The organism is Microbacterium sp. GXF0217, from assembly GCF_054798195.1.
This window is the reverse complement of record NZ_JBSJZG010000007.1, coordinates 1-22,725: the sequence shown is the minus strand read 5'-3', so window position 1 is coordinate 22,725 and position 22,725 is coordinate 1. Positions and strand designations below refer to the sequence as shown.

Annotated in this window: 24 protein-coding genes and 1 other RNA gene; 21 read left to right on the top strand and 4 right to left on the bottom strand. The window is 67.1% G+C overall.

Annotated elements, in window-relative coordinates; translation table 11 throughout:
• Positions 1-41 precede the first annotated feature (41 nt).
• The 10 genes from dapA to ACWAT3_RS14120 all read left to right on the top strand — a co-directional run bounded on the left by dapA (position 42) and on the right by ACWAT3_RS14120 (position 10,107).
• Positions 42-1,019, top strand: coding sequence for a 4-hydroxy-tetrahydrodipicolinate synthase (dapA, locus tag ACWAT3_RS14165; RefSeq protein ID WP_460799433.1), 978 nt, complete (start codon positions 42-44; stop codon positions 1,017-1,019).
• 68 nt (positions 1,020-1,087) lie between these two features.
• Complete coding sequence (locus ACWAT3_RS14160) at positions 1,088-2,764, top strand: ribonuclease J (RefSeq protein ID WP_460799431.1); 1,677 nt, start codon at positions 1,088-1,090, stop codon at positions 2,762-2,764.
• A 70-nt stretch (positions 2,765-2,834) separates the two neighbouring features.
• The gene (locus ACWAT3_RS14155; RefSeq protein ID WP_460799430.1) at positions 2,835-3,329 is read left to right on the top strand and encodes a GNAT family N-acetyltransferase; all 495 of its coding nucleotides are present in this window, start codon (positions 2,835-2,837) and stop codon (positions 3,327-3,329) included.
• A gap of 76 nt (positions 3,330-3,405) precedes the next feature.
• Positions 3,406-6,156: an FtsK/SpoIIIE family DNA translocase gene (locus tag ACWAT3_RS14150; RefSeq protein ID WP_460799428.1), complete on the top strand. Its 2,751-nt coding sequence runs from the start codon at positions 3,406-3,408 to the stop codon at positions 6,154-6,156.
• On the top strand, positions 6,156-6,737 hold the full coding sequence (gene pgsA, locus ACWAT3_RS14145) for a CDP-diacylglycerol--glycerol-3-phosphate 3-phosphatidyltransferase (protein ID WP_460799427.1): 582 nt from the start codon (positions 6,156-6,158) through the stop codon (positions 6,735-6,737). The genes ACWAT3_RS14150 and pgsA overlap by 1 nt, the downstream gene beginning before the upstream one ends.
• A complete protein-coding gene (locus ACWAT3_RS14140) occupies positions 6,734-7,216 on the top strand; it encodes a CinA family protein (protein WP_460799425.1) in 483 nt (160 codons plus the stop codon). The genes pgsA and ACWAT3_RS14140 overlap by 4 nt, the downstream gene beginning before the upstream one ends.
• A gap of 162 nt (positions 7,217-7,378) precedes the next feature.
• Entirely contained in the window at positions 7,379-7,687 is a 309-nt protein-coding gene (locus ACWAT3_RS14135; RefSeq protein WP_460799424.1) for a helix-turn-helix domain-containing protein, read from the top strand.
• A gap of 21 nt (positions 7,688-7,708) precedes the next feature.
• Entirely contained in the window at positions 7,709-7,933 is a 225-nt protein-coding gene (locus ACWAT3_RS14130; protein ID WP_460799422.1) for a DUF3046 domain-containing protein, read from the top strand.
• Positions 7,934-8,203: 270 nt separating this feature from the next.
• On the top strand, positions 8,204-9,253 hold the full coding sequence (gene recA, locus ACWAT3_RS14125; RefSeq protein ID WP_460799421.1) for a recombinase RecA: 1,050 nt from the start codon (positions 8,204-8,206) through the stop codon (positions 9,251-9,253).
• Complete coding sequence (locus ACWAT3_RS14120; RefSeq protein ID WP_460799420.1) at positions 9,253-10,107, top strand: regulatory protein RecX; 855 nt, start codon at positions 9,253-9,255, stop codon at positions 10,105-10,107. The genes recA and ACWAT3_RS14120 overlap by 1 nt, the downstream gene beginning before the upstream one ends.
• Positions 10,108-10,158: 51 nt before the next feature.
• Here the strand turns inward: ACWAT3_RS14120 and ACWAT3_RS14115 are convergent, their stop codons facing one another.
• Positions 10,159-10,605, bottom strand: coding sequence for a hypothetical protein (locus tag ACWAT3_RS14115; protein WP_460799418.1), 447 nt, complete (start codon positions 10,603-10,605; stop codon positions 10,159-10,161).
• Positions 10,606-10,614: 9 nt separating this feature from the next.
• On the bottom strand, positions 10,615-11,664 hold the full coding sequence (locus ACWAT3_RS14110; protein WP_460799416.1) for an HlyD family secretion protein: 1,050 nt from the start codon (positions 11,662-11,664) through the stop codon (positions 10,615-10,617).
• A 128-nt stretch (positions 11,665-11,792) separates the two neighbouring features.
• Between ACWAT3_RS14110 and miaB the strand changes: the two genes are divergently transcribed.
• The 6 genes from miaB to ACWAT3_RS14080 all read left to right on the top strand — a co-directional run bounded on the left by miaB (position 11,793) and on the right by ACWAT3_RS14080 (position 16,954).
• Complete coding sequence (gene miaB / locus ACWAT3_RS14105) at positions 11,793-13,343, top strand: tRNA (N6-isopentenyl adenosine(37)-C2)-methylthiotransferase MiaB (RefSeq protein WP_460799415.1); 1,551 nt, start codon at positions 11,793-11,795, stop codon at positions 13,341-13,343.
• 121 nt (positions 13,344-13,464) lie between these two features.
• Complete coding sequence (gene miaA / locus ACWAT3_RS14100; protein WP_460799413.1) at positions 13,465-14,373, top strand: tRNA (adenosine(37)-N6)-dimethylallyltransferase MiaA; 909 nt, start codon at positions 13,465-13,467, stop codon at positions 14,371-14,373.
• Positions 14,370-14,900: a dihydrofolate reductase family protein gene (locus ACWAT3_RS14095; RefSeq protein WP_460799412.1), complete on the top strand. Its 531-nt coding sequence runs from the start codon at positions 14,370-14,372 to the stop codon at positions 14,898-14,900. The genes miaA and ACWAT3_RS14095 overlap by 4 nt, the downstream gene beginning before the upstream one ends.
• A gap of 9 nt (positions 14,901-14,909) precedes the next feature.
• Positions 14,910-15,371, top strand: coding sequence for an NUDIX hydrolase (locus tag ACWAT3_RS14090; RefSeq protein WP_460799410.1), 462 nt, complete (start codon positions 14,910-14,912; stop codon positions 15,369-15,371).
• Positions 15,372-15,408: 37 nt separating this feature from the next.
• Positions 15,409-16,281, top strand: a complete 873-nt coding sequence (dapF, locus tag ACWAT3_RS14085; protein WP_460799408.1) for a diaminopimelate epimerase — start codon at positions 15,409-15,411, stop codon at positions 16,279-16,281.
• Positions 16,262-16,954: an HAD family hydrolase gene (locus ACWAT3_RS14080; RefSeq protein WP_460799407.1), complete on the top strand. Its 693-nt coding sequence runs from the start codon at positions 16,262-16,264 to the stop codon at positions 16,952-16,954. Before dapF ends, ACWAT3_RS14080 begins: the two co-directional genes overlap by 20 nt.
• A gap of 25 nt (positions 16,955-16,979) precedes the next feature.
• Here the strand turns inward: ACWAT3_RS14080 and ACWAT3_RS14075 are convergent, their stop codons facing one another.
• The gene (locus ACWAT3_RS14075; RefSeq protein WP_460799405.1) at positions 16,980-17,621 is read right to left on the bottom strand and encodes a class I SAM-dependent methyltransferase; all 642 of its coding nucleotides are present in this window, start codon (positions 17,619-17,621) and stop codon (positions 16,980-16,982) included.
• Between the two features lie 71 nt (positions 17,622-17,692).
• On the opposite strand from ACWAT3_RS14075, the gene hflX reads away from it, so the two are divergent.
• Positions 17,693-19,204: a GTPase HflX gene (gene hflX / locus ACWAT3_RS14070; RefSeq protein WP_460799403.1), complete on the top strand. Its 1,512-nt coding sequence runs from the start codon at positions 17,693-17,695 to the stop codon at positions 19,202-19,204.
• Positions 19,205-19,306: 102 nt separating this feature from the next.
• Here hflX and ACWAT3_RS14065 read toward each other — a convergent pair whose 3' ends face one another.
• A complete protein-coding gene (locus ACWAT3_RS14065; protein ID WP_460799402.1) occupies positions 19,307-19,972 on the bottom strand; it encodes an SIMPL domain-containing protein in 666 nt (221 codons plus the stop codon).
• A 134-nt stretch (positions 19,973-20,106) separates the two neighbouring features.
• Between ACWAT3_RS14065 and ssrA the strand changes: the two genes are divergently transcribed.
• From ssrA to ACWAT3_RS14045, 4 genes are all read left to right on the top strand, one after another.
• Positions 20,107-20,476: a transfer-messenger RNA gene (gene ssrA, locus ACWAT3_RS14060) on the top strand.
• Positions 20,477-21,009: 533 nt separating this feature from the next.
• A complete protein-coding gene (locus ACWAT3_RS14055) occupies positions 21,010-21,348 on the top strand; it encodes a hypothetical protein (RefSeq protein ID WP_460799401.1) in 339 nt (112 codons plus the stop codon).
• A 374-nt stretch (positions 21,349-21,722) separates the two neighbouring features.
• On the top strand, positions 21,723-22,343 hold the full coding sequence (locus ACWAT3_RS14050) for a hypothetical protein (protein ID WP_460799400.1): 621 nt from the start codon (positions 21,723-21,725) through the stop codon (positions 22,341-22,343).
• A 42-nt stretch (positions 22,344-22,385) separates the two neighbouring features.
• On the top strand, positions 22,386-22,580 hold the full coding sequence (locus ACWAT3_RS14045) for a hypothetical protein (protein WP_460799398.1): 195 nt from the start codon (positions 22,386-22,388) through the stop codon (positions 22,578-22,580).
• Positions 22,581-22,725 lie beyond the last annotated feature (145 nt).

The following is a 22,725-nucleotide window of genomic DNA, read 5'->3' as shown; positions in this document are numbered from 1 at the left end:
TCCCCGCACAGGAGCCGGTGCCGAACCGATACGCTGGGAGCATGACGCACTCGGGCAATCCTTTCGGACAGGTTCTCGTCGCGCTCGTCACTCCGATGACGGCCGACGGTGAAGTCGACTGGCCCGCCGTCGAGAAGCACATCGATGACGTCATCACCGCTGGTGCTGACGGCGTCGTCGTGACGGGCACGACCGGCGAGACCTCGACCCTGACGGATGCCGAGAAGCTCAAGCTCGTCGAGGTGGGCAAGTCGGTGTCCTCCGGTCGCGCCAGCATCATCACCGGGGGCGGTTCGAACGAGACCGCGCACGCGATCGAGCTGTACAAGGCGAGCGAGAAGGCCGGCGCCGACGGCATCATGATCGTCACGCCGTACTACAACAAGCCGACCCAGGCCGGCATCCTGACGCACTTCCGCCTCGTCGCCGACGCCACCGATCTCCCGGTCATCCTGTACGACATCCCTGGACGCACCGGCGTGCCGATCAAATACGAGACGATCCTGCGTCTGGCGAAGCACCCGAACATCCTCGCGGTGAAGGACGCCAAGGGCGACTTCAGCGAAGTGAGCCGCGTGCTCAACCAGACCGACCTGATGTACTTCTCCGGCGATGACGCCAACGCGCTGCCGCATCTCGCGATCGGCGCGACCGGGCTCATCGGCGTGACCGCCAACATCACGGCGACGCCCTACCGCACGATCGTCGACGCGGTGAACCGCGGCGACCTGGCGGCGGCTACCGCCGAGCACAAGCGCCTCGAGCCGCTCGTGCGCGCCGTCATGACCCACGTGCCAGGCACGGTGTCTGCGAAGTACATCCTGCACGGTCTGGGACGCATCTCCAGCCCGCGCGTGCGACTGCCCCTGGTGGGTCCGGAGGAGTGGGAGGCCGCGCTCATCGAGGACGAGCTCGCCCTCGTCGCCGGCGTGCCCGGCGCCGACTTCTCCAACTTCCGCCCCGACCGCAACGCGGCCGCCGGCGGTGCGCTGCCGAAGGTGCACGGCACGACGCGCTGAGACATCACGGGCGCGGAGTGCGCCTGACGCACGACCGGGCGCGCGACGCGCCCGACAGAGGAGACAGCATGTCCATCCCGATCGCCGACGCAGCACCTCTCGAGGAAGGGACCCTGCGCGTCACACCGCTCGGCGGTCTCGGCGAGATCGGTCGCAACATGACCATGTTCGAGATCGACGGCAAGATCCTCATCGTCGACTGCGGCGTGCTCTTCCCCGAGGAGCATCAGCCAGGCGTCGACCTGATCCTGCCGGACTTCGAGCCGATCCGCGACCGACTCGACGATATCGTCGGCGTGGTCCTGACGCACGGCCACGAGGATCACATCGGCGCGGTGCCCTACCTGCTGCGCCTCAAGAACGACATCCCGCTGATCGGTTCCGGCCTGACCCTCGCGCTCGTCGAGGCGAAGCTCAAGGAACACAGGATCAAGGCTTTCACCCTCACGGTGAAGGAGGGCCAGCAGGAGCAAGTCGGTCCGTTCGACCTCGAGTTCGTCGCGGTCAATCACTCCATCCCCGACGCCTTGGCCGTCGCGATCCGCACCACGGCAGGCCTCGTGCTCGCGACCGGTGACTTCAAGATGGACCAGCTGCCGCTGGACGGCCGTATCACGGACCTGCGCGCCTTCGCGCGCCTGGGTGAAGAGGGCGTCGACCTCTTCCTGGTGGACTCCACGAACGCCGACGTCCCCGGCTTCACCCCGACGGAGCGCTCGATCGGCCCGGTGCTCGATCAGGTCATCGCCAAGGCGCCGCGGCGCGTGATCGTCGCGAGCTTCTCGAGTCACGTGCACCGCGTGCAGCAGGTCATCGACGCGGCTCACGCCAACGGACGCCGTGTCGCCTTCCTCGGACGCAGCATGGTGCGCAACATGACCATCGCCGAGCAGCTCGGCTACTTGAGCGTGCCGGATGGCGTTCTGATCGACTACAAGAAGGCGCGCGATCTGCCCGATGACCAGATCGTGTTCATGTCGACCGGTTCGCAGGGCGAGCCGATGGCCGTGCTCAGCCGCATGGCCAACCTGGACCACGCCATCGAGGTGGGCGAAGGCGACACCGTGATCCTCGCCTCCAGCCTCATCCCCGGCAACGAGAACGCCGTCTACCGCGTGATCGACGGGCTCACCCGCCTGGGTGCGAACGTCGTGCACAAGGCGAACGCCAAGGTGCACGTGTCCGGCCACGCCGCAGCGGGTGAGCTCATCTACTGCTACAACATCCTCAAGCCCAAGAACGTGCTGCCCGTGCACGGCGAATACCGGCACCTGATCGCGAACGCCAAGCTCGCCCAGGACACCGGCATCCCCGAGGACAACACGATCATCGCGTCGAACGGCACGGTCATCGACCTCAAAGACGGGCACGCGCGCGTCGCCGGCCAGCTCGACCTCGGCTTCGTCTACGTGGACGGCTCGACGGTCGGCGAGATCACGGATGCCGACCTGAAGGATCGCCGGATTCTCGGCGAGGAGGGCTTCGTCTCGGTCATCGTCGTGGTGGATGCCGCGACCGGCCGCATCATCACCGGACCCGAGATCCACGCGCGCGGCATCGCCGAGGACGACGCTGTGTTCGACGACGTGGTCCCCAAGATCGTCGCCGCGCTGAAGGAGGCATCCGGCAACGGGGTCCGCGACACGCACGCGCTGTCGCAGGTCGTGCGTCGCACGATCGGCCGCTGGGTCAACCAGAAGCTGCGCCGTCGCCCCATGATCGTCCCGCTCGTCATCGAGGCCTGACCGGCTCTCGGGATCCGCATTCACTGCTGAGCGTCATCACGGTGTAACAGGAGCTCAGTACGCTCCTGTCATGTCGGACCCGCATCAGCTCCGCCCCGCTGTTCAAGCGGATGCCGCCTTCCTCGCCGACATGGTCGTCGAGGCGGCGAACTGGCGATCAGGCGGTGCGCGGCCGCGGCACGAGGTGGTCGCATCCGCCGAGCACCGCAGGTACATCGCGGGCTGGATGCGTCCTGCGGATGCCGGATTCGTCGCGCTCGAGGACTCCGGTTCTCCGATCGGTGCCGCGTGGTATCGGATGCTCCCGCGCAGCGATCCGGGACTCGGTTACGTCGGCACTGGCGTTCCCGAGCTCATCATCGGAGTCCGGCCGATCTGGCGGGGACGCGGCGTCGGGCGGACGCTCCTGCGCGCGCTCATCGCGCATGCGGCGGCGCAGGGGCACCGCCGACTCAGCCTCAGCGTCGAACGCGACAACTTCGCGGCATCCCTTTACCGCGGCGAGGGTTTCGTCGTGACCGAGAACGGGCTGCTCAGGCAGACGATGGTGCACCGCCTGGGGTGAGTGGAATCGGGCGGAATCCCGCGGAAAGCCGCGTCACTGCGGGCAAACGTCGGACGCCCGCAATACCGTAGACCACATGGCCAGAAGCACCACGAAGTCCGCGCGCGCGACCGAGAGCGCGTCAGCGCGCTCGAAGCAGCAGACGGGATCGCGGTCGTCAGCGAAGGCCGCTCCCGCCCCGAAGAAGTACATCGACGACGCCGACAAGCCGCCGGTGGTGGTCCGCGCCTGGACCGGACTCGCGCACGGCGTCGGCGGTCTGTTCCGCGCCTTCGGGCCGGAGACGCTCGAGAAGGACGACCGCCGGGACGGCTTCCCGCTGTTCCTCGTACTGCTTGCGATCGCAGGCGCGGTGAACGAGTGGTTCTTCATCGGCAACGACGTCGCCGCGACCATCAGCGCCTACTCCGTGGGCGCGCTGGTCGGTCGTGTCGCGTTCGTGATGCCCGTGCTGCTGCTCGTCCTGGCCGGTTGGCTGTTCCGGCACCCGTCGTCCGTGCATGACAACGGGCGCATCGGAATCGGATTCGGGCTCTTCGTGCTGTCCCTCGCCGGCTTCTGCCATGTGGCGGCCGGGCATCTGAACGCCGCTGGAAACCTCGTCCGGCCTCAGCCGCGAGAGGGAATGCCCGCTCTGAGCGAGGCCGGTGGCCTGGCAGGTTGGATGATCGGCGAACCGCTGTCCTACCTCACGCCGATCGGCGCCTACATCGTGCTGAGCGTGCTCGCGGTGCTGAGCATCCTGATCCTCACCAAGACGCCGCCGAACCGCATCGGTCAGCGCCTCGGCGACCTCTACGCCTGGATGTTCGACGCCGAACGACCGGAGAAGCCGGCCGCAGGGCAGCCGACGGTCGACGACGCGGACAAGACCGACGATCCGGATGTGCTGCCGTGGTGGCGCCGGAACAAGACCGGGCGCGAAGAGGACCCGGACCACTCGGCCGGATCGCAGGACCTCACCGAGCTGCTCCAGACGCAGAGGGCTCCGACCCGCGCGACGCCCGCATACGATCAGGCCGTCGTGGTCGCCGATCCGCAGGATGCCGCGACCGAGGTGCTCACGGACGTCGAGGCGCTGACTTCGATGCTGTCCGAGCAGCGGACGACCGCGCTCATGGACGACACGGGCGACACCGGTGAGCAGCCGGAGCTGCCGGGCCTCGACGGCTTCGGCACCGAGGGCTCCGGCGACCGCGGGCGTCAGGCGCCGGTGGCGCCGTACCACCTGCCGCCTCCCACGGTTCTCGCTGAAGGGCCGCCGCCCGTCATCCGCTCCGAGGCCACCGACCGCGTCATCGAGCAGATCACGAGCGTGCTGACCCAGTTCAAGGTCGATGCCAAGGTGACCGGCTTCTCGCGCGGGCCGACGGTGACCCAGTACGAGGTCGAGGTCGGACACGGCGTCAAGGTCGAGAAGATCACACAGCTCGCGAACAACATCGCGTACGCGGTCGCCTCCAACGACGTGCGCATCCTGTCGCCGATTCCCGGCAAGAGCGCGATCGGCATCGAGATCCCCAACGCCGACAAGGAAATGGTGGCGCTCGGTGACGTGCTCCGTTCGCCCGCAGCGCAGAAGAGCACGCACCCGATGACGATCGGCGTCGGCAAGGACGTCGGCGGCAACATCGTCGTGGCCAACCTGGCCAAGATGCCCCACCTCCTGGTCGCCGGTTCCACGGGCTCGGGCAAGTCCAGCTTCGTGAACTCGATGATCACGAGTCTGCTCATGCGCGCGAAGCCCGCAGATGTGCGGATGGTGCTCATCGACCCCAAGCGGGTCGAGCTGACCAGCTATGCCGGTGTTCCGCACCTGATCACGCCCATCATCACGAACCCCAAGAAGGCCGCCGAGGCGCTGCAGTGGGTCGTGAAGGAGATGGACATGCGGTACGACGATCTCGCATCGTTCGGCTTCCGCCACATCGACGACTTTAACCGTGCCGTCCGTGCCGGTGAGGTCGAGGTGCCGGTCGGCAGCGAGAGGGTCCTCAAGCCGTACCCGTACCTGCTCGTGGTGGTCGACGAGCTCGCCGACCTCATGATGGTGGCGCCGCGCGACGTCGAGGACTCGATCGTGCGCATCACCCAGCTCGCCCGTGCATCCGGCATCCACCTCGTCCTGGCGACGCAGCGACCGAGCGTCGATGTGGTCACCGGCCTGATCAAGGCCAACGTGCCGTCGCGTCTCGCGTTCGCCGTCACCAGCGTCACGGACAGCCGCGTCATCCTCGACTCGCCCGGTGCCGACAAGCTCATCGGCCAGGGCGACGCGCTGTTCTCGCCGATGGGGTCGTCCAAGCCGTTCCGTCTGCAGGGCGCGTGGGTGAACGAGAGCGAGATCGACGCGGTCGTCAAGCACGTGACCGCGCAGGCGAGGCCCGAGTACCGACCCGACGTGGCCGAGGCCGTCGAGGGCAAGAAGAAGGAGATCGACGAGGACATCGGAGACGACCTCGAGCTGTTGCTCGCGGCCGCCGAGCTCGTCGTATCTTCGCAGTTCGGCTCCACCTCGATGCTGCAGCGCAAGCTCCGTGTCGGCTTCGCCAAGGCGGGACGCCTCATGGACCTGCTGGAGTCGCGCGAGATCGTCGGTCCCTCCGAGGGGTCGAAGGCGCGCGACGTCCTGGTGACGGCCGAGCAGCTTCCCGAAGTGCTCGCACACATCCGCGGCGACGATCCGCCCGCTGCACCCGCAGCGACACCGTCGGCCGCGACCGCACAGGTCGGCGAGCACGATCCGGTCGAGGAGCAGTTCCGTGATCTGCCCGTCGTCGAGGCCGAAGGCGATGAAGACGCCTGGGGTCTGACGGGTCGCGACTGATGACCATTCCTCGTCAGCTGCCGAACGCCATCACGATCGCCCGCATCCCGCTCGCTGTCATCTTCTTCGTCCTGCTGTTGCTCGGCGGTGCATACGGTTCAGAGGACCTCGCCCTGCGGTGGGTCGCTGGCGTGCTCTTCGTCTTCGCGATCTCGACCGATTGGGTCGACGGATACCTCGCCCGCCGATACGACATCGTCAGTGATTTCGGCAAGCTATGGGACCCCATCGCGGACAAGCTCCTCACCGGAGCCGGCTTCGTCGGATTGGCCATCCTCGGCGAGTGGCCGTGGTGGGTCGTCATCGTCATCCTGATCCGCGAATGGGGCATCACGGTGCATCGCTTCGTCGTGGCGAAGCAGCACATCGTCGCCGCCGCATGGATGGGCAAGGTGAAGACCGCCTTCCAGGGCGTGGCCCTCGGCTGGTGGCTCCTCCCGCTGCACGTCTTCATCGGCATGGACTGGTGGACGGGCATCGGTGCGGTGCTCATGTACGCGACGCTGCTGCTGACCGTGCTCAGCGGCGTCGACTACGTGATCGCTCAGGTTCGGGGCGCCCGTGCCGGAGGACGCTCGTGAGCGGTGCTGCCGAACTCGTGACGCTTCTCACCGAACGCGGGTGGACGCTCGGCATCGCCGAATCGCTGACCGGGGGAGCGGTGAGCTCGGCGGTCGTGGCGGTTCCCGGTGCGTCGGTCGTGCTCGACGGGGCCGTGGTCGCCTACGCGACGCCGGTGAAGCACACGATGCTCGGAGTGGATCAGGCGCTGCTCGACGCCCACGGGCCGGTTCATCCGCGCGTCGCCGAGCAGATGGCGGACGGCGTGCGCACCGCCGTCGCCGTCGACGGCCGGCATGCGGATGTCGGCATCGCGACGACGGGCATCGCTGGTCCGGCGTCACCCGACGGACAGCCCGTCGGCACGGTGCACGTCGGCGTGGCGACGCCGGATGGTGTGCGGAGCGTCTCGTTCCGGTTCGGCGGCGATCGCGAAGAGATCCGTCGGCAGTCGGTGGATGCCGCGATCTCTGCAGCGCTTCGGATGCTGCAGGAATAGTGCACGCCGCGGCGCGGTTGTCCTTGATGTGCTGAATGCTCAGGATGTCGTGCTCACAACCGAACCACAGATTGAAACGCTAGATTTTTCTACAGCCGGTCGGGTTAGACTGGCGATCCGCTCGACGTCGAATTCGACGACGGGGAACGAGAGGAGGTTCCGATGATTCTTGTACGCCAGGAGATCGGCGATGTGCTGAGGGACTTCCGCCTTCAGAAGGGGCGCACGCTCCGTCAGGTGGCCAGCAAGGCCTCGGTCGCCCTCGGCTACCTCAGCGAGGTGGAGCGCGGTCAGAAGGAGGCCTCGAGCGAGATCCTCGCCTCGGTGGCAGAAGCGCTCGACGTCCCCATCTCCACGATCATGCGCGAGGTCGGCGACCGCATCTCGGTCCTCGAGGGTCTGCAGGTGTTCCCGGATGTCGTTCCGGACGACCTCGTCGCCTCGGTGGAGTCCGAGCTCTCGCTGCACTGAGCCGGCGCGACTGCGTTCTCGATGCGACGAAGTGAGTTCCTCCGCGCCGTAGAGGTGGAGTTCGGCGCACGTTCCGCTTCGCTGATGAACGACCTGGTGCTCGGGTCGATCGGTGCGCGGACGGCATCCGAAGCTCTTGCCGACGGTGTGCCGCCGCGCGACATCTGGCTCGCTCTGTGTACTGAGATGGATGTGCCGATCGAACGCCGCCACGGTGCAGGCCGACTCGAGCCGCGCAGCCGCTGACGACACGGATCGGTTGCGCCTGACGTATCGATCTTCGACTCCAGAATCGGCGTGTCGTCGAAGATGTGTTCGATATGCGCGTATCGTTCTGCACAAGTGGTGATCGACCCCGTCTTCTCCACAGTCTGCGGAACCCTGCGACGCGATGTCGGAGGCCCCGCATACCGTGAGGACATGGCGAAAGCCATACGCCTTGTCGGAGAGTCGACCCAGCCAGGGGAGGCCGCGACAGCCTACAGGCGGCAACAGCGCGAGCAGAAGGAGCACACCATGCCATCACCCGCAGACCGCGAGAAGGCCCTCGAATCGGCCCTCGCCCAGATCGACCGTCAGTTCGGGAAGGGCTCGGTCATGCGACTGGGCAGCGACGAGCGAGCTCCGGTCGAAGTCATCCCCACCGGATCCATCGCCCTGGATGTCGCACTCGGCGTCGGTGGGCTGCCGCGCGGCCGCATCATCGAGATCTACGGCCCCGAGTCTTCGGGTAAGACGACACTGACGCTGCACGCGATCGCGAACGTCCAGCGCGCGGGCGGCATCGCCGCGTTCGTCGATGCCGAGCACGCGCTCGACCCCGACTACGCCAAGAAGCTCGGCGTCGACATCGACGCGCTGCTGGTGTCCCAGCCGGACACGGGTGAGCAGGCGCTCGAGATCGCAGACATGCTCGTCCGCTCCGGCGCGATCGACCTCGTCGTGATCGACTCGGTCGCAGCCCTCGTACCGCGTGCCGAGATCGAGGGCGAGATGGGCGACTCGCACGTCGGACTGCAGGCGCGTCTGATGTCGCAGGCGCTCCGCAAGCTCACGGGTGGTCTCAACCAGACCAACACGACGATGATCTTCATCAACCAGCTGCGCGAGAAGATCGGCGTCTTCTTCGGCTCACCCGAGACGACCGCTGGCGGCAAGGCACTGAAATTCTACGCATCGGTGCGACTGGACATTCGTCGCATCGAGACGCTGAAGGACGGCACCGAGGCAGTGGGAAACCGCACGCGCGTCAAGGTCGTCAAGAACAAGATGGCTCCGCCGTTCAAGCAGGCGGAGTTCGACATCCTGTACGGCATCGGCATCTCGCGCGAGGGCAGCCTGATCGACTTCGGTGTGGAGCACTCCATCGTGAAGAAGTCGGGCTCCTGGTACACCTACGACGGCGATCAGCTTGGCCAGGGCAAGGAGAACGCACGTACGTTCCTCATTAACAACCCCGATATCGCGCGCACGATCGAGACGCAGATCAAGCAGAAGCTGGGCATCGGCGGTGCCGCGGCCGCTCCTGAGGCAGCGGACGAGCTCGCGCAGCGTCGCCCGGCCTGATGACCGGTGAGAACGGGGGCGAGGAGAGCCTCGCCCCCGTGATCCCGCTCTTCGGTCGGCACTCGACGGCAGATGGCGGGGCGTCGACCGAACGCCCTGAGAGTGCGGCTGGGGCTGGGACTGACGCGCCATCCGGCAACATCGCTGCGGTCGGCGACCGCGACGCCGATGCCGGCGTCTGGCACACGACCTGGGGCTCCCGAGACAACGCGGATGCCGGCACACCGAGTGCGCGTCATCCCGCGCACGGCTCGGCTGCTCGTACGCCGCCGAAGCTCCGCGCTCTGCGCCCGCACGAGATGGCTGAGCCCGAGGGTGAAGCGCCGGATGCCGACGCCATCCGCGAGAAGGCGGAGGAAGTGCTGGTGCGCAAGCTCCGCGCGCGCTCGCTCTCGATCTCCGAGGCGCGTGCGGTGCTGAAGGGCTACGAGCTGCAGGGGCAGCACGTGACGGCAGCGCACATCGACGATGTGATCGACGAGTTCTGCCGACTCGGCTACCTCGACGACGCGATCCTGGCTGGTCATCTCGTGACCTCCGGCGTGGAGCGGAAAGGCCAGGGGCGCGTCGCACTCGGCCGCGCTCTCGCTCAGCGCGGGCTTCCGCGCGACGTCATCGATCGAGCACTCGAGGAGCTGCCGGACGACGACGCCGACCGCGCTCTCGAGTTCGCGCGGACCAAGGCCAGGTCTCTCGCGCGACTCGATCCCGACACTGCCCTTCGACGACTGGTCGGCCAGTTGGCGCGGCGAGGATACAACGGCGCCGTCGCGATGACCGCCGCCAAGACGGCGTTGGCGGAGGCGAGCTTCGGCGGATCGACGTCCGGCGTGCGATTCGTCGATTCGGACTGAGCGCAGGGGCCGGTGCGGCGAATCCGCCGGCCGACCCCTGCATCGGACATCTCAGCTTCCCGGAGGGGCAGGCGCGCCACCGCCGCCGGTGACGTTGCTGCGTGAGGGGAACTCCGATGTCGACCCGCCGAGGCCGGTGAGTCCCGTCGACGCGGATTCCTCATCGGAGGAGATGGCCGCGTTCAGATCTGCGAGAACGACCGTGTCGCCCTCCACGAGTCCGTCCGTGATCTCCGTGCGTTCGCTGCCGACCGCGCCTGTCGTCACATCGACGGCCGTGGGGGTTCCATCGCGCAGCACCGAGACGGTGGCGGCGGTTCCCGTGAGAGTCACCGCCGACGTCGGAACGGTGAGCACGTCTGCAGCGGTCGTGAGTTTTACGCTCGCATCGGCCGTCGCTCCGATACGGGGCTCTGCGTCTCCGGCACCCAACGCCAGCGTCACGGTGTACGACGGCGTCGACGTCTCGGAGACGTTGACGAATCCGATCGCGCTCACCGTCGCTGCTTACGTTGCCGAGAACGCGGGAAGCGTGACCTCCGCGATCTGGCCTGCGTCGACCTTGCCGATCTTCGCCAGCGACACCGTCGATTGGACGACATACCCGCCCTCGCCCTGCACGGTGATGACGGCGCTGTCGGATGCCGCCTCGACCGAATCGGCCGCGCCTACTCCTACCGAGACGACGGTTCCGTCGATCGGGCTCGACAGGGTCGAGAAGGTCAGGTTCTGCTGGGCGATCGCGAGGTCGGCTTCCGCGACGTCGATGGCGGCGCGATCGGCGAGGATGCGCTCCGCGGTGATGGTGGTCGACGTCTCGCCCTTCGTCTGGGCGCTCGACGACCCTGCTCCCGCCGTCGGACCCGTTCGCGCCGTCGGATCCGTCGGCCCCGTCCGATTCGTCGGCGCCATCAGCGCCGTCTGATCCGGACGATCCCTCGGATCCGGACGATCCGTCCGCCTCGTCGGTCCCGTCCGGCCCGTCGGCGCCGTTCGCGGGCCGACCGTGATGCCCACGTTCGGGATCGGACCAGCGGCCGGCGCGATCAGTGTGGCGTCGTTCAGCGCCTCGGTCGCGGTGTCGACGTCCGCCTGGGCGACGTCGACGGCAGCGGATGCCGCGGTCACTCGCGATGCGGTGGAATCCGATCCGGTGTCGGCGTCCTCGGCATCCGCCAGGGAGGCCTTCGCCTCGGCGAGAGCGGCCTCGGCGTCGTACAGGTCGGCCTGCAGCTCGAGCGTGTCGACGGTCGCGAGCGCGTCACCGCCCGCGACCGTGTCTCCCTCAGCGACGACGATGGACGTCACGGTGCCTGAGACGGCGAAGGAGACGCGCTCCTGGACGGTCGGGGTGACGGTGCCGGTCGTCGTGACCGTCTTCTCCATGGTCACCGGCGTCGCCTGGGAGGTCTGCGTCACCGTCTCGGCGGCACTGCTCTGCGCGGGCAGCAGGAAGACGAAGAGCCAGACGGCGGCGGCGGACAGCACGACCGTGGCGGCGGCGATGATGACGATCGTGCGTCTGGACAATCGGGGGAGGAACGTTCGGGCGTTCATCTGTGCGGGGTCTCCTCACGGGCGGGGCGGGTGCATCGATGGAGACGTTATGGAGCACGATGATGCGAGATGCAGGCGCCAGCGATGAATCCGCTGGGATCGGCGGCAGATCGTAGAATGGAGGGATCATGACTACTCCGCGCAGCGAACCGACGATCATCGCGCCCTCATCCGCCGCCGTCGATGCCGACGGCCGGCAGCGCTCGTACGAGGTGCGCACATTCGGGTGCCAGATGAACGTGCACGACTCCGAGCGTCTGTCCGGGTCGCTCGAGAGCGCGGGCTACGTCAAGGCCGCGTCTGGTGAAGAGGCCGACGTCGTGATCATCAACACGTGCGCGGTCCGCGACAACGCCGCGGGCAAGCTCTACGGCACGCTCGGGCACCTGAAGTCGATCAAGGACAAGCACGACGGCATGCAGATCGCCGTCGGCGGCTGCCTCGCGCAGATGGACAAGGATGCCGTGCAGCAGAAGGCTCCGTGGGTGGACGTCGTCTTCGGCACCCACAACATGGGGTCGCTGCCCGGGCTCCTCGAGCGAGCACGCCACAACGGCGACGCCGAGCTGGAGATCCTGGAGTCGCTCGAGATCTTCCCGTCGACGCTGCCCACCAAGCGGGACTCGGCGCACAGCGGCTGGGTGTCGATCTCGGTCGGCTGCAACAACACGTGCACGTTCTGCATCGTGCCGAGCCTGCGCGGCAAGGAGAAGGACCGTCGTCCAGGCGACATCCTGAACGAGATCCGACTGCTCGTGGACGACGGCGCGATCGAGGTCACGCTGCTCGGCCAGAACGTGAACTCCTACGGAGTGGAGTTCGGCGACCGCCAGGCGTTCGGCAAGCTGCTGCGGGCGGCGGGGGAGATCGACGGGCTCGAGCGCATCCGCTTCACGAGCCCGCATCCGGCCGCGTTCACCGACGATGTCATCGACGCGATGGCGGAGACGGCAGCCGTCATGCCGCAGCTGCACATGCCGCTGCAGTCCGGCAGTGACCGCATCCTCAAGGCGATGCGCCGTTCCTACCGGAGCGAGAAGTTCCTCGGCATCCTGGACCGGGTGCGCGAGCGCATCCCGAACGCGGCGATCTCGACCGACATCATCGTCGGGTTCCCCGGCGAGACGGATGAGGACTTCGAGGACACCATGCGCGTCGTGGAGCAGGCGCGCTTCGCGAACGCGTTCACGTTCCAGTACTCGATCCGCGAGGGCACGCCGGCGGCGACCATGGCGGATCAGGTGCCGAAAGAGGTCGTCCAGGAGCGCTACAACCGGCTGCTCGCTCTGCAGGAGCGCATCTCGCTCGAGGAGAATCAGAACCAGGTCGGTCGTGAGGTCGAGGTGCTGGTGTCCGTCGGCGAGGGGAAGAAGGATGCCGAGACGCACCGTCTGACCGGTCGAGCCGAGGACAACCGTCTGGTGCACTTCGAGGTGCCCGAAGGGTCGGAGAAGCCGCGCCCGGGCGACGTCGTCACGGTCACCATCACGCACGGTGCGCCGTTCCATCTGCTCGCCGACGACCCGACCGGTGCGCCGCTGCGCATCCGTCGCACCCGCGGCGGGGATGCGTGGGACCGCGCGCAGGCCGAGTCCTGCGCCGTGCCGGCTCCCGGCGGGTCGACGGGCGGTGCCGGTGCGGTGTCACTCGGTCTGCCGACCGTGCGCGTCGGGGTCTGATGCCCGCGCAGCCCGTCCATCGAGACCCCGTGCTGTCTGCGAAACCCCGTCCTGTTCGCGCGAACACGATCGGGTCTCGCCGAGACGACGGGGTCCCAGCGTGTTGCGGGGGGATGTTCGCGTGAGCGCGCGCCTCTGGGCGGTCGTCGGTGCGACCGGCACAGGCAAGAGCGATCTCGCGCTCCGCCTCGCCGAGACGCTCCGCGCGCGTGGCAACCCGGCGGAGATCGTGAATGCGGACGCCATGCAGCTGTACCGCGGCATGGACATCGGCACGGCCAAGCTGTCGCTCGACGAGCGCCGTGGCATCCCGCACCATCTGTTCGATGCGCGCGAGGTGACCGAAGAGGCCGCCGTCGCCTGGTACCAGCCGCTGGCCAGGGGAATGATCGAGGAGATCCACGCCCGAGGCGGCGACGCGATCCTCGTCGGCGGATCGGGTCTGTACGTCTCGAGCGTCATCTTCGATTTCCGTTTTCCTCCGAGGAATGCCGCGGTGCGCGCAGCACTCGAGGCCGAGCTCGAGACGCTCGGCGCGGGCGCACTGTATGCGCGACTGCAGGCGGCCGACCCCGTGACGGCGGAGCGCGTCGACCCGAAGAACGGGCGGCGGATCGTCCGGGCGCTCGAGGTGCTTGAGCAGGGGGCGGCGACGCACGGGGCCGCCCTGCCGGACGCGCCGGTGCTGTGGCGGCCGGACACGCGCCTTCTCGGCGTGCACATGGAGCGCGCCGAGCTCGTGCAGCGGCTTGACCGTCGTGTCGATCGGATGTGGGAGCAGGGGATGCTCGACGAAGTCGCCGCGCTGCGCGAGCACGGACTCGAGGACGGCGTGACGGCACGACGAGCGATCGGCTACGCTCAGGCCCTGGCGCAGCTGTCGGGTGAGAAGTCGCAGGCCGAGGCGATCGCGGAGACGCAGGCGCTTACGCGTCGCTACGCCCGGCGGCAGGTGTCGTGGTTCAAGCGCTACCCCGGAATCGAGTGGGTCCCGCCGATGTCGGATGCCGGTGACATGCTGAACGCATGACCACCCACTACTTCACCGCGACCAGTCTGGACGGCTTCATCGCCACCCCTGAGCATTCGCTCGATTGGCTCTTGAAGCAGGATTTCGATGAATCCGGTCCGATGGCGTACCCCGCGTTCATCACGACGATCGGTGCGCTGGCGATGGGCGCATCGACGTACGAGTGGGTGATGGATCACGAGAAGGGCGTCTGGGGCTACGAGCAGCCGACGTGGGTGTTCACGCATCGGACGCTGTCGCTGCCGGAGAACGGTGACGTGCGCCTCACCCAGACGGACGTGCGCGAGGTGCATGCCGAGATGGTCGAGGCCGCGGGCGGCAAGGATCTCTGGATCGTCGGCGGGGGAGACCTCGCCGGACAGTTCGCCGATGCCGGTCTGCTCGACGAGGTGTGGCTGCAGTACGCGCCGGTCACGCTGGGTGCCGGGTCTCCGGTGCTTCCGCGCGCACTGGATCTGGAACTCCTCGAGACAGCGCGCAATCGCGACTTCCTCTGCGGTCGCTATCGGGTTCGGGCGCCGCAATAGGCTGGAGCGGTGGCACACACCTTCGCGCTGATCCCGGCTTCGTACGTGTTCCTGCGCAGGGGGAACGAGGTTCTGCTGCAGTTGCGCCAGAACACCGGCTATATGGACGGACACTGGGTGGCCGGGGCGGCTGGGCACGTCGAGCCAGCCGAGACCGCCAGACAGGCGGCCGTCCGCGAGGCGGACGAGGAACTGGGTGTGATCCTGCGTCCGGAGGATCTCACTCTCGCGACGATCATGCACCGCACGGATGGCAGCGATCATCCGCGCGAACAGCGCGTCGAGTGGTTCTGGACGGCGACGGTCTGGGAGCACGAGCCGGTGATCCAGGAGCCGCACAAGGCTCTCGAGGTGCGATGGTGGCCACTGGATGCTCTCCCGGGTCCGATTCCCGACTACGAGTCCTTCGTGCTGCGGGGTCTGCGAACCGGAGAGCTCCCGGTGGATTCGACGTTCGGCTTCTCGTCGTGACCGCGGACTCCTGAGCACCGGTCAATAGACTGGACCCATGGTCGCATTCACCAAGGGTCACGGCACGGGCAACGACTTCGTCATCATCGCGGACCCGGACGGAGAGCTCGAGCTGAGCCCTGACCAGGTGGCCGCGATCTGCGATCGCCACTTCGGAATCGGCGCGGATGGCGTGCTGCGCGTCGTGCGTTCCCGGTCGATCGCCGAAGGCGCTGCCTCGCTGACGGAGGAACCAGCGGCCGAATGGTTCATGGACTACCGCAACGCGGACGGATCGATCGCAGAGATGTGCGGCAACGGCATCCGCGTCTTCGCCCACTACCTCGTGCGGGCAGGGCTGGCATTCATCGAGCCGGGGTCGACCCTGCCGATCGGCACTCGGGCCGGCGTCCGCGACGTGACGCGGAGCGAGACCGGGTACCAGGTGGATCTCGGACGCTGGAGGCTCACCGGTGTCGATCCGCTGGTGCGAGCCCGCGGCCTGGATGTCGCGCGGCCCAGCACCGGGATCGACGTCGGCAACCCGCACGTCGTCGTGGCGCTCGCCTCGGATCAGGAGCTCTCCAGCCTCGAACTCGAGTACGCGCCGCTGCTCGATCCGCAACTGCCGGCCGGAGCGAACATCGAGTTCGTCGTCCCTGGGGAGCCGCTCGTCCGCGACGGCATCGGACACGTGTCGATGCGGGTCTTCGAGCGCGGCGTCGGCGAGACGCTGAGCTGCGGCACCGGCGTCGCCGCGACTGCTCTCGCCGTCCGCCACTGGGCCGGCGACCGAGCGCCGGACAACTGGCGCGTCGAGGTTCCAGGAGGAACCCTCGGCGTCCGGATGTTCCCCGCCGAGGATGGCGAGCACGTCGCCCTGTCCGGCCCGGCGCAGCTCGTGTTCCGCGGTGAGATCGATCTCGTCTGAGAACGCGTCGGGCAGGAGCCCGATCGAACTGGTCATCTTCGACTGCGACGGGGTGCTCGTCGACAGCGAGAGACTGGCCGTCCGCGTCGACCGGCACGTCCTCGCAGATCTCGGATGGGACCTGAGCGAGCGCGAGATCGTGCATCGCTTCGTCGGGCGCTCCGACGCGCATTTCCGAGCCGAGGTCGAGGCGCACCTCGGTCGCCCGCTTCCGGACGACTGGGATGCCGTCTATCAGCACCTGTACGACGATGCTTTCGCACGCGAGCTCGAGCCGGTGCCCGGCATCGTCGCAGCGCTGGACCGCATCGCCGCGGCACTGCCGATGTGCGTCGCGTCCAGCGGCTCCTACGAGAAGCTTGACCGCACCCTCGGATTGACCGGGCTGCTCCCGAGATTCTCTGGGCGCATCTTCAGTGCAGTGGATGTCGTCAACGGCAAGCCGGCCCCCGATCTCTTCCTGCACGCCGCCGCGCGCATGGGCGTCGCACCGCAGGCGTGTGCCGTGATCGAGGACAGCAGGTTCGGCGTGGCCGCAGCCCGCACGGCGGGCATGCGGGCGTTCGGCTACGCCGGCGGCATCACGCCGCGCGAGTGGCTCGAAGGTGAGAACACGACGGTCTTCGAGGACATGGCTTCGCTGCCGGACCTGCTCGGTCTACCGCGGCGATAGAGCAGTCGGACCACCGGCCCGAGGCTCAGGCGAGGTCGATCGGCTCCGTCGGCGGCGTGCCGTGCTTGCGCACCTTGAGCACGCGATATCCCTTGCCGGTGCCGGCGCGGAAGACGCTGTACCCCGGGTGGAACGTCGCGGCGAGCCAACGCTGCAGAGAATCGGCGCCGAGATTGCGTTGGACGACCAGCCAGGCGTCGCTGCGCTCGTCCAGCCGGGGGATCCACTGCTCGAGCATCCCGTGGAGCATGTCCTTGCCGACGCGGATCGGCGGGTTCGAACGGATGGTCCGGAAGCTGATGTCTGCGGGAACATCCTCCGGGCGCACGGCGTTGATATTGTCGAGGCCCAGCGCGGCGGCGTTGCGTCGGACAAGATCAAGAGCACGCTCGTTGACATCGACCGCCCACACGGTCGCGTGCGGTGCGAGCATCGCCATGGTCAGGCTGATCGGCCCCCAGCCGGCCCCGAGGTCGAGAAAGTCGCCCCCCGGTGGAACGGGAGGCATGTTGGCGAAGAGAACTGCAGTACCGGCATCCAGCCGCTCGGGGCTGAACACACCCCCAGCTGTCGTCACCGTGACGGGCCGACCGGCCAACGTCACATCGATGGTGCGCAGATTCTCGGGGCTTGCCGGGGCCGCAGTGAAGTAATGGTCGGACCCCATAGAGGCGAGCGTACCGGACAGCGGGGGTTAAGGTTAAGGCGCTCCACGTGAGAAACAGAGAACAGGGACGGATGACGGAAACCACCAACGACAAGCGCACGGACGAGACAGTGGATCGCGTTCTGGCGAACGCCGAACAGCGCATCGAAGCGCACGTGTTCGGCGCTGCACAGGCGATTCAGGATGCCGCGACCGCGACGCACACGGACGCAGACGGCGCCCAGTGGGACCTCGAGGATCGTCACGCGCTGCGTCGTGTCGTCGGACTCTCCACCGAGCTCGAGGACGTCACCGAGGTCGAATACCGCCAGCTGCGACTCGAGAACGTCGTGCTCGTGGGGGTGTATCCGCAGGGCGCTCAGGACGAGGCCGAGAACTCGCTGCGCGAGCTGTCTGCGCTTGCCGAGACGGCTGGCGCTGTGGTCCTCGACGGCCTGCTGCAGCGACGCCCGCACCCCGACCCCGCGACGTATCTCGGTCGCGGCAAGGCTCAGGAGCTCAAGGACATCGTCGCCGCTGTCGGCGCCGACACCGTGATCGCCGACACCGAGCTGGCGCCGAGCCAGCGACGCGCGCTCGAGGACGTCGTCAAGGTCAAGGTCATCGACCGCACGACCGTCATCCTCGACATCTTCAGCCAGCACGCCAAGAGCCGAGAGGGCAAGGCGCAGGTCGAGCTCGCACAGCTTGAGTACCTGCTTCCGCGCCTGCGCGGCTGGGGCGACTCGATGAGCCGTCAGGCCGGTGGCCAGGTCGGCGCCGGTGGAGCCGGCATGGGATCTCGTGGCCCGGGTGAGACGAAGATCGAACTCGACCGTCGGCGGATCCGCACGAAGATGGCGCTGCTGCGCCGTCAGATCCGCGACTTCAAGCCGGCGCGAGAGGCCAAGCGCGCCGAGCGCAAGCGCAACACGATCCCGTCCGTGGCTATCGCCGGCTACACCAACGCGGGCAAGTCGAGCCTGCTGAACGCGCTCACGAACGCGGGAGTACTCGTCGAGAACGCGCTCTTCGCGACGCTGGATGCCACGGTGCGCCGCACCGAGACTGCCGATGGTCGCGTGTTCACGCTGACCGACACTGTCGGTTTCGTCCGCAATCTTCCGCATCAGCTCGTCGAAGCGTTCCGCTCGACGCTGGAAGAGGTCGGCGAGGCCGACGTCGTGCTGCACGTCGTCGACGGATCGCACCCCGACCCCGCCGGGCAGCTGCAGACCGTGCGCGACGTCCTCGGCGATGTCGGCGTGCGAGACATGCCCGAGATCATCGTGTTCAACAAGGCCGATCTGATCGACGACGACGAACGTCTCGTGCTGCGCGGCCTCGAGCCCAAGGCGCACTTCGTGTCGTCGCGATCCGGTGAGGGCATCGCCGAGTTGCGCGTCGCCGTCGAGGAGGCGCTGCCCAAGCCCGCGATCGAGATCCGTGCGCTGATCCCGTACGATCGCGGCGATCTGGTCGCGGCGATCCACGAGACCGGGATGCTGCTGTCCTCCGAACATGGCGAGCACGGCACGGCCGTGCACGCTCGTGTCTCTGAGCGGCTTGCCGCCGACCTCGCGCCGTTCGAGACCGGGACCTGAGCGACGCCCGAGATCAGGAAGAACGCTCTGGAACAGGATGCGTGTGCCACGGCATCCTGTTCTGGGGCGGATGTCCGGCTCTCGGGCGGGTACGTCCCTGCGTCAGCTCGCCGTGAAGCGCGCCTCGACGGTCGCCGAGACGACGATCTGGTCGGGTTCGTACTCCATCGAGGGGCCGGATTGCGCAGTCATGAACGCGGCATCGCGTGCCTTGTATGCCGGCATCTGTGGGGGGCGCGGACCGCTGGAGATGAGACCGACATCCGCGATCTCGAGGGGGACGACCGTCGCCCGCCCGAGCGCCGACGCGTACGCCTCGGCGCGTGTCACTGCGGCGCCGACAGCGGCTGCAGCGACCTCGCGCTCGACGCGACCGCGCGTCTCGGGTGTGAGGTGCCAGCCGACGTCTCCGACCTCGACGCCGTCCCACGCCGAGATGTCGGACACCCAAACGGAGAGTTCGGATGCGTCGGTGAACGTCGCCGTGAACTCGACGCTCGCGTAGTGGATCGGTGCGAGGCGCTTGCCATCGCCGCTCCACGGACGCTCGGCGCGGACCGACAGACGTGTGCTCGTCCAGTCGGCGATGGTCTCAGCATCCGATCGTTCGACGAGCCCTGTGCGCACCGGCTCGGCGAGGCGGAGGGCCTGGTCGACGACGACTGCGCGATCGGGGCCATCGGCGCGAACGGAGACGCGGATGGTGGCGAGCTCTGGAGCGATCGACTCCTCGCTCTCTCCGCGGACGGTGATGATGACATCGCTCATGACGGCGACTCTACGCGAGCGGTGCCGGAATGGCGCGGGGGTCCGATACGTTGTAAGCTGTAATGCTCGGGTGCCTCGGTATCCGAGCTGATAAATCCACAGTGCGACAGCGGCTCCTTCGCAAGAAGGCCCACGGGGCTGATCGGTTTCGACAGCGCCTGTGAATCCACGAGAAGCGGGCCGAGGATGCAGGGTTATCTCGTTAACGATCCCCGCAAAACAATAGTTGCCGAAACAAAGCGCAACGACTTCGCCCTCGCTGCATAAGCGAGCCCGATAGTCCGTCAGGCCGTATGTGATTCCGATACGGATCCTGGCGTCATCTAGGAATCTTGCTGCGTGATGGCGTCTGGACGTCACGCGGGACTCTTCCCAGGCTGGGCTCGTCGACTTAGGTGTCTGTGACAAAGGTCGGAGCCGAGTAGAACGTCTGCACAGACTGCGCCCGGAGAAGGCGTGGAGACTCAGCGTTGGACGGGGGTTCGATTCCCCCCAGCTCCACCGAACCGCTGTCGCTGTCGATAACCCCCGCGTTCCCTTACGAGAGTAGGGGAGCGCGGGGGTTTCTTTACGCCCCGGAGGCCTGTGGATAAGTGGGCCGTGGGCACACTTTGGGCACACTTCGATCAGGCAGAGTCGGCGCGCCGAGCCGCATGGCAGTCCGCGCAGGTGACGTGCTCCCTGGGTGTGACGGATCCCGCCACTGCGCGCTCATCGTGGTACCTGGTGGCAGGCGCACCGGTACTGGCGTGCGCACATGTACGGGGTGCGGCAGTACGACGGCCGGCAGTCGGCGGCCTGTCCGTGCGCCGGATCGGGAACGATCGCAAGGGTGATGCTCGCCGGGACATGCTTCGCGCCCGACCGCATGCCGGCGGTGGGCCTGAGCTCCGAGTAGCAGGTGATGCACAGGTCACGGCTACCGCGGACGACCGTCCCAGGGTGATCCGTGGCATCCGCGAAGAGATCCGCGACGACCGCCGCGCCAACCGCGAGCGCTTCAACACGCTCGAGCAACGCATCACCAAGGAGAAACCATGATCACGTTGACTCTCGATCCTCTGCTGGTCATCCAGCTGCTCGTCAGCACGGTCCTGCCGCTTCTCGTCGGGCTCATCACGAAGCGAGTCACGCACAGCGGCGTCAAGGCGCTGCTGCTCGCACTGGCCGCTCTCATCACGTCGCTGCTCACCGAACTCGGCCAGCACATCGCCAACGGCGTCCCGTACGACATCGGCCAAGGTCTGCTGCTCGCGATCCCGACATTCCTGATCGCAGTAGGCCTGCAATACGGACTCTGGAAACCGACCGGTATCACCGAGAAAGCTCAGGCACGCTTCGACTCGAACACGATCACCGTAAACGAGTCCCGCTGATCGCACCCACACAGAACGCCCCCTCAGCCGACCTCGCGGTCGGCTGAGGGGGCGTTCTGTGTAGAACCTCGACGCGATCTTTGGGGGACGTAATTGCGATCACGGACTCGTCTAGCGCGGCGGCGGGCTGGCGCGAGCGGATGCATTCATATGGCGGAACAAACACGCACGATCTCGCCGCCGCCGCGCCTCCGGGCGGTGCGAGCCATGGCAGGTTCGAGGTCGTATCACATCAGAGTGGTGGATATATGTAGACCATTTGGGGGACAGACAAGCTCTTTCTTCATGGTTACGTTGGGTGCACTGGTGCAGCTTCGCACCGGGTGGATGCCCGCCACGGTGGCGGGCCATTGCATGTCGGAGGGTTATCAGGAATGAGTATTCCTAAGTTCAATGTCAGGAAGTGCGCTGCAACCGGCATCGGCCTTGTCGCGAGTATCGCGCTGATGACGGGGGCAGCGCTGCCCGCATCTGCGTCGGAGGCCGATGGAACGATCGCCGGGTATACGCAAGAGTCGTTCGTTGCGGCAGCCGCTGAGCATGGCATCGACGCTTCGGTCGCCATTCGCGCGTGGGGGGATGAGGACGCGATGGCGCAGATCCCGGTGGCCTCGACTGCTGGCGTTGAAAGCGGTGGTATCTCTACACGCGCGGCCGCATGGACAAAGACCTGCACTTACACGAACAAGAATCTTTACGGTGCGAAGCTGCAGTCGATCAGCATCACAAAGGGATGGGCCGCGCTGAATTCCCCCGACGGGTCGAAGAAGATCATGCTCCGGAGCATCTCGGCGACAGGTTCCGGCGGCGTGGGCTGGTGGTACGAAAGCATGGTGACGTCGACTGACAAGTTCGTCGGAACGAACCACAGCTCGTACCGGAAGGGACTCTTCAAGATGGCCGATCTCGATGGAGCGACGATTGGAGCCAATATCCACGCGACGTTCCTCATTCGCCCCGATGGCACAACGTCGTGCACCGGCGGCAACGGTTAGACTTCTGGATTCTGACCGCAGGACCACCAAGCAAGAGAGCATATGAGTATTCCAACCCAAACCAAGACCGACACCCTTTGGCGAGTGGTTGTCATCCTGATCATCGTCGCCGGCGCACTGCTTGCGATCATTGCCCCAACGATTACGGGCGCGATCGCCTCGGCATGGCCGGGTTGTCAGGTGGTCCTATTTGGCATCCTTATCGCCGCCATCCGATCGCTGCGGCGCGTCGATTAGCCCTATCTGCTGCGTAAGCGCTGCGCAAATGAACGATCCCCCTCACCTAGCCTCCGGGCCGGGTGAGGTGAATCGGCCTGACTTTCGTTCCGTTCTTCAAGCAAGGATGGAACTCGATGAACAGGAAGTACTCGCCGGAGATGCG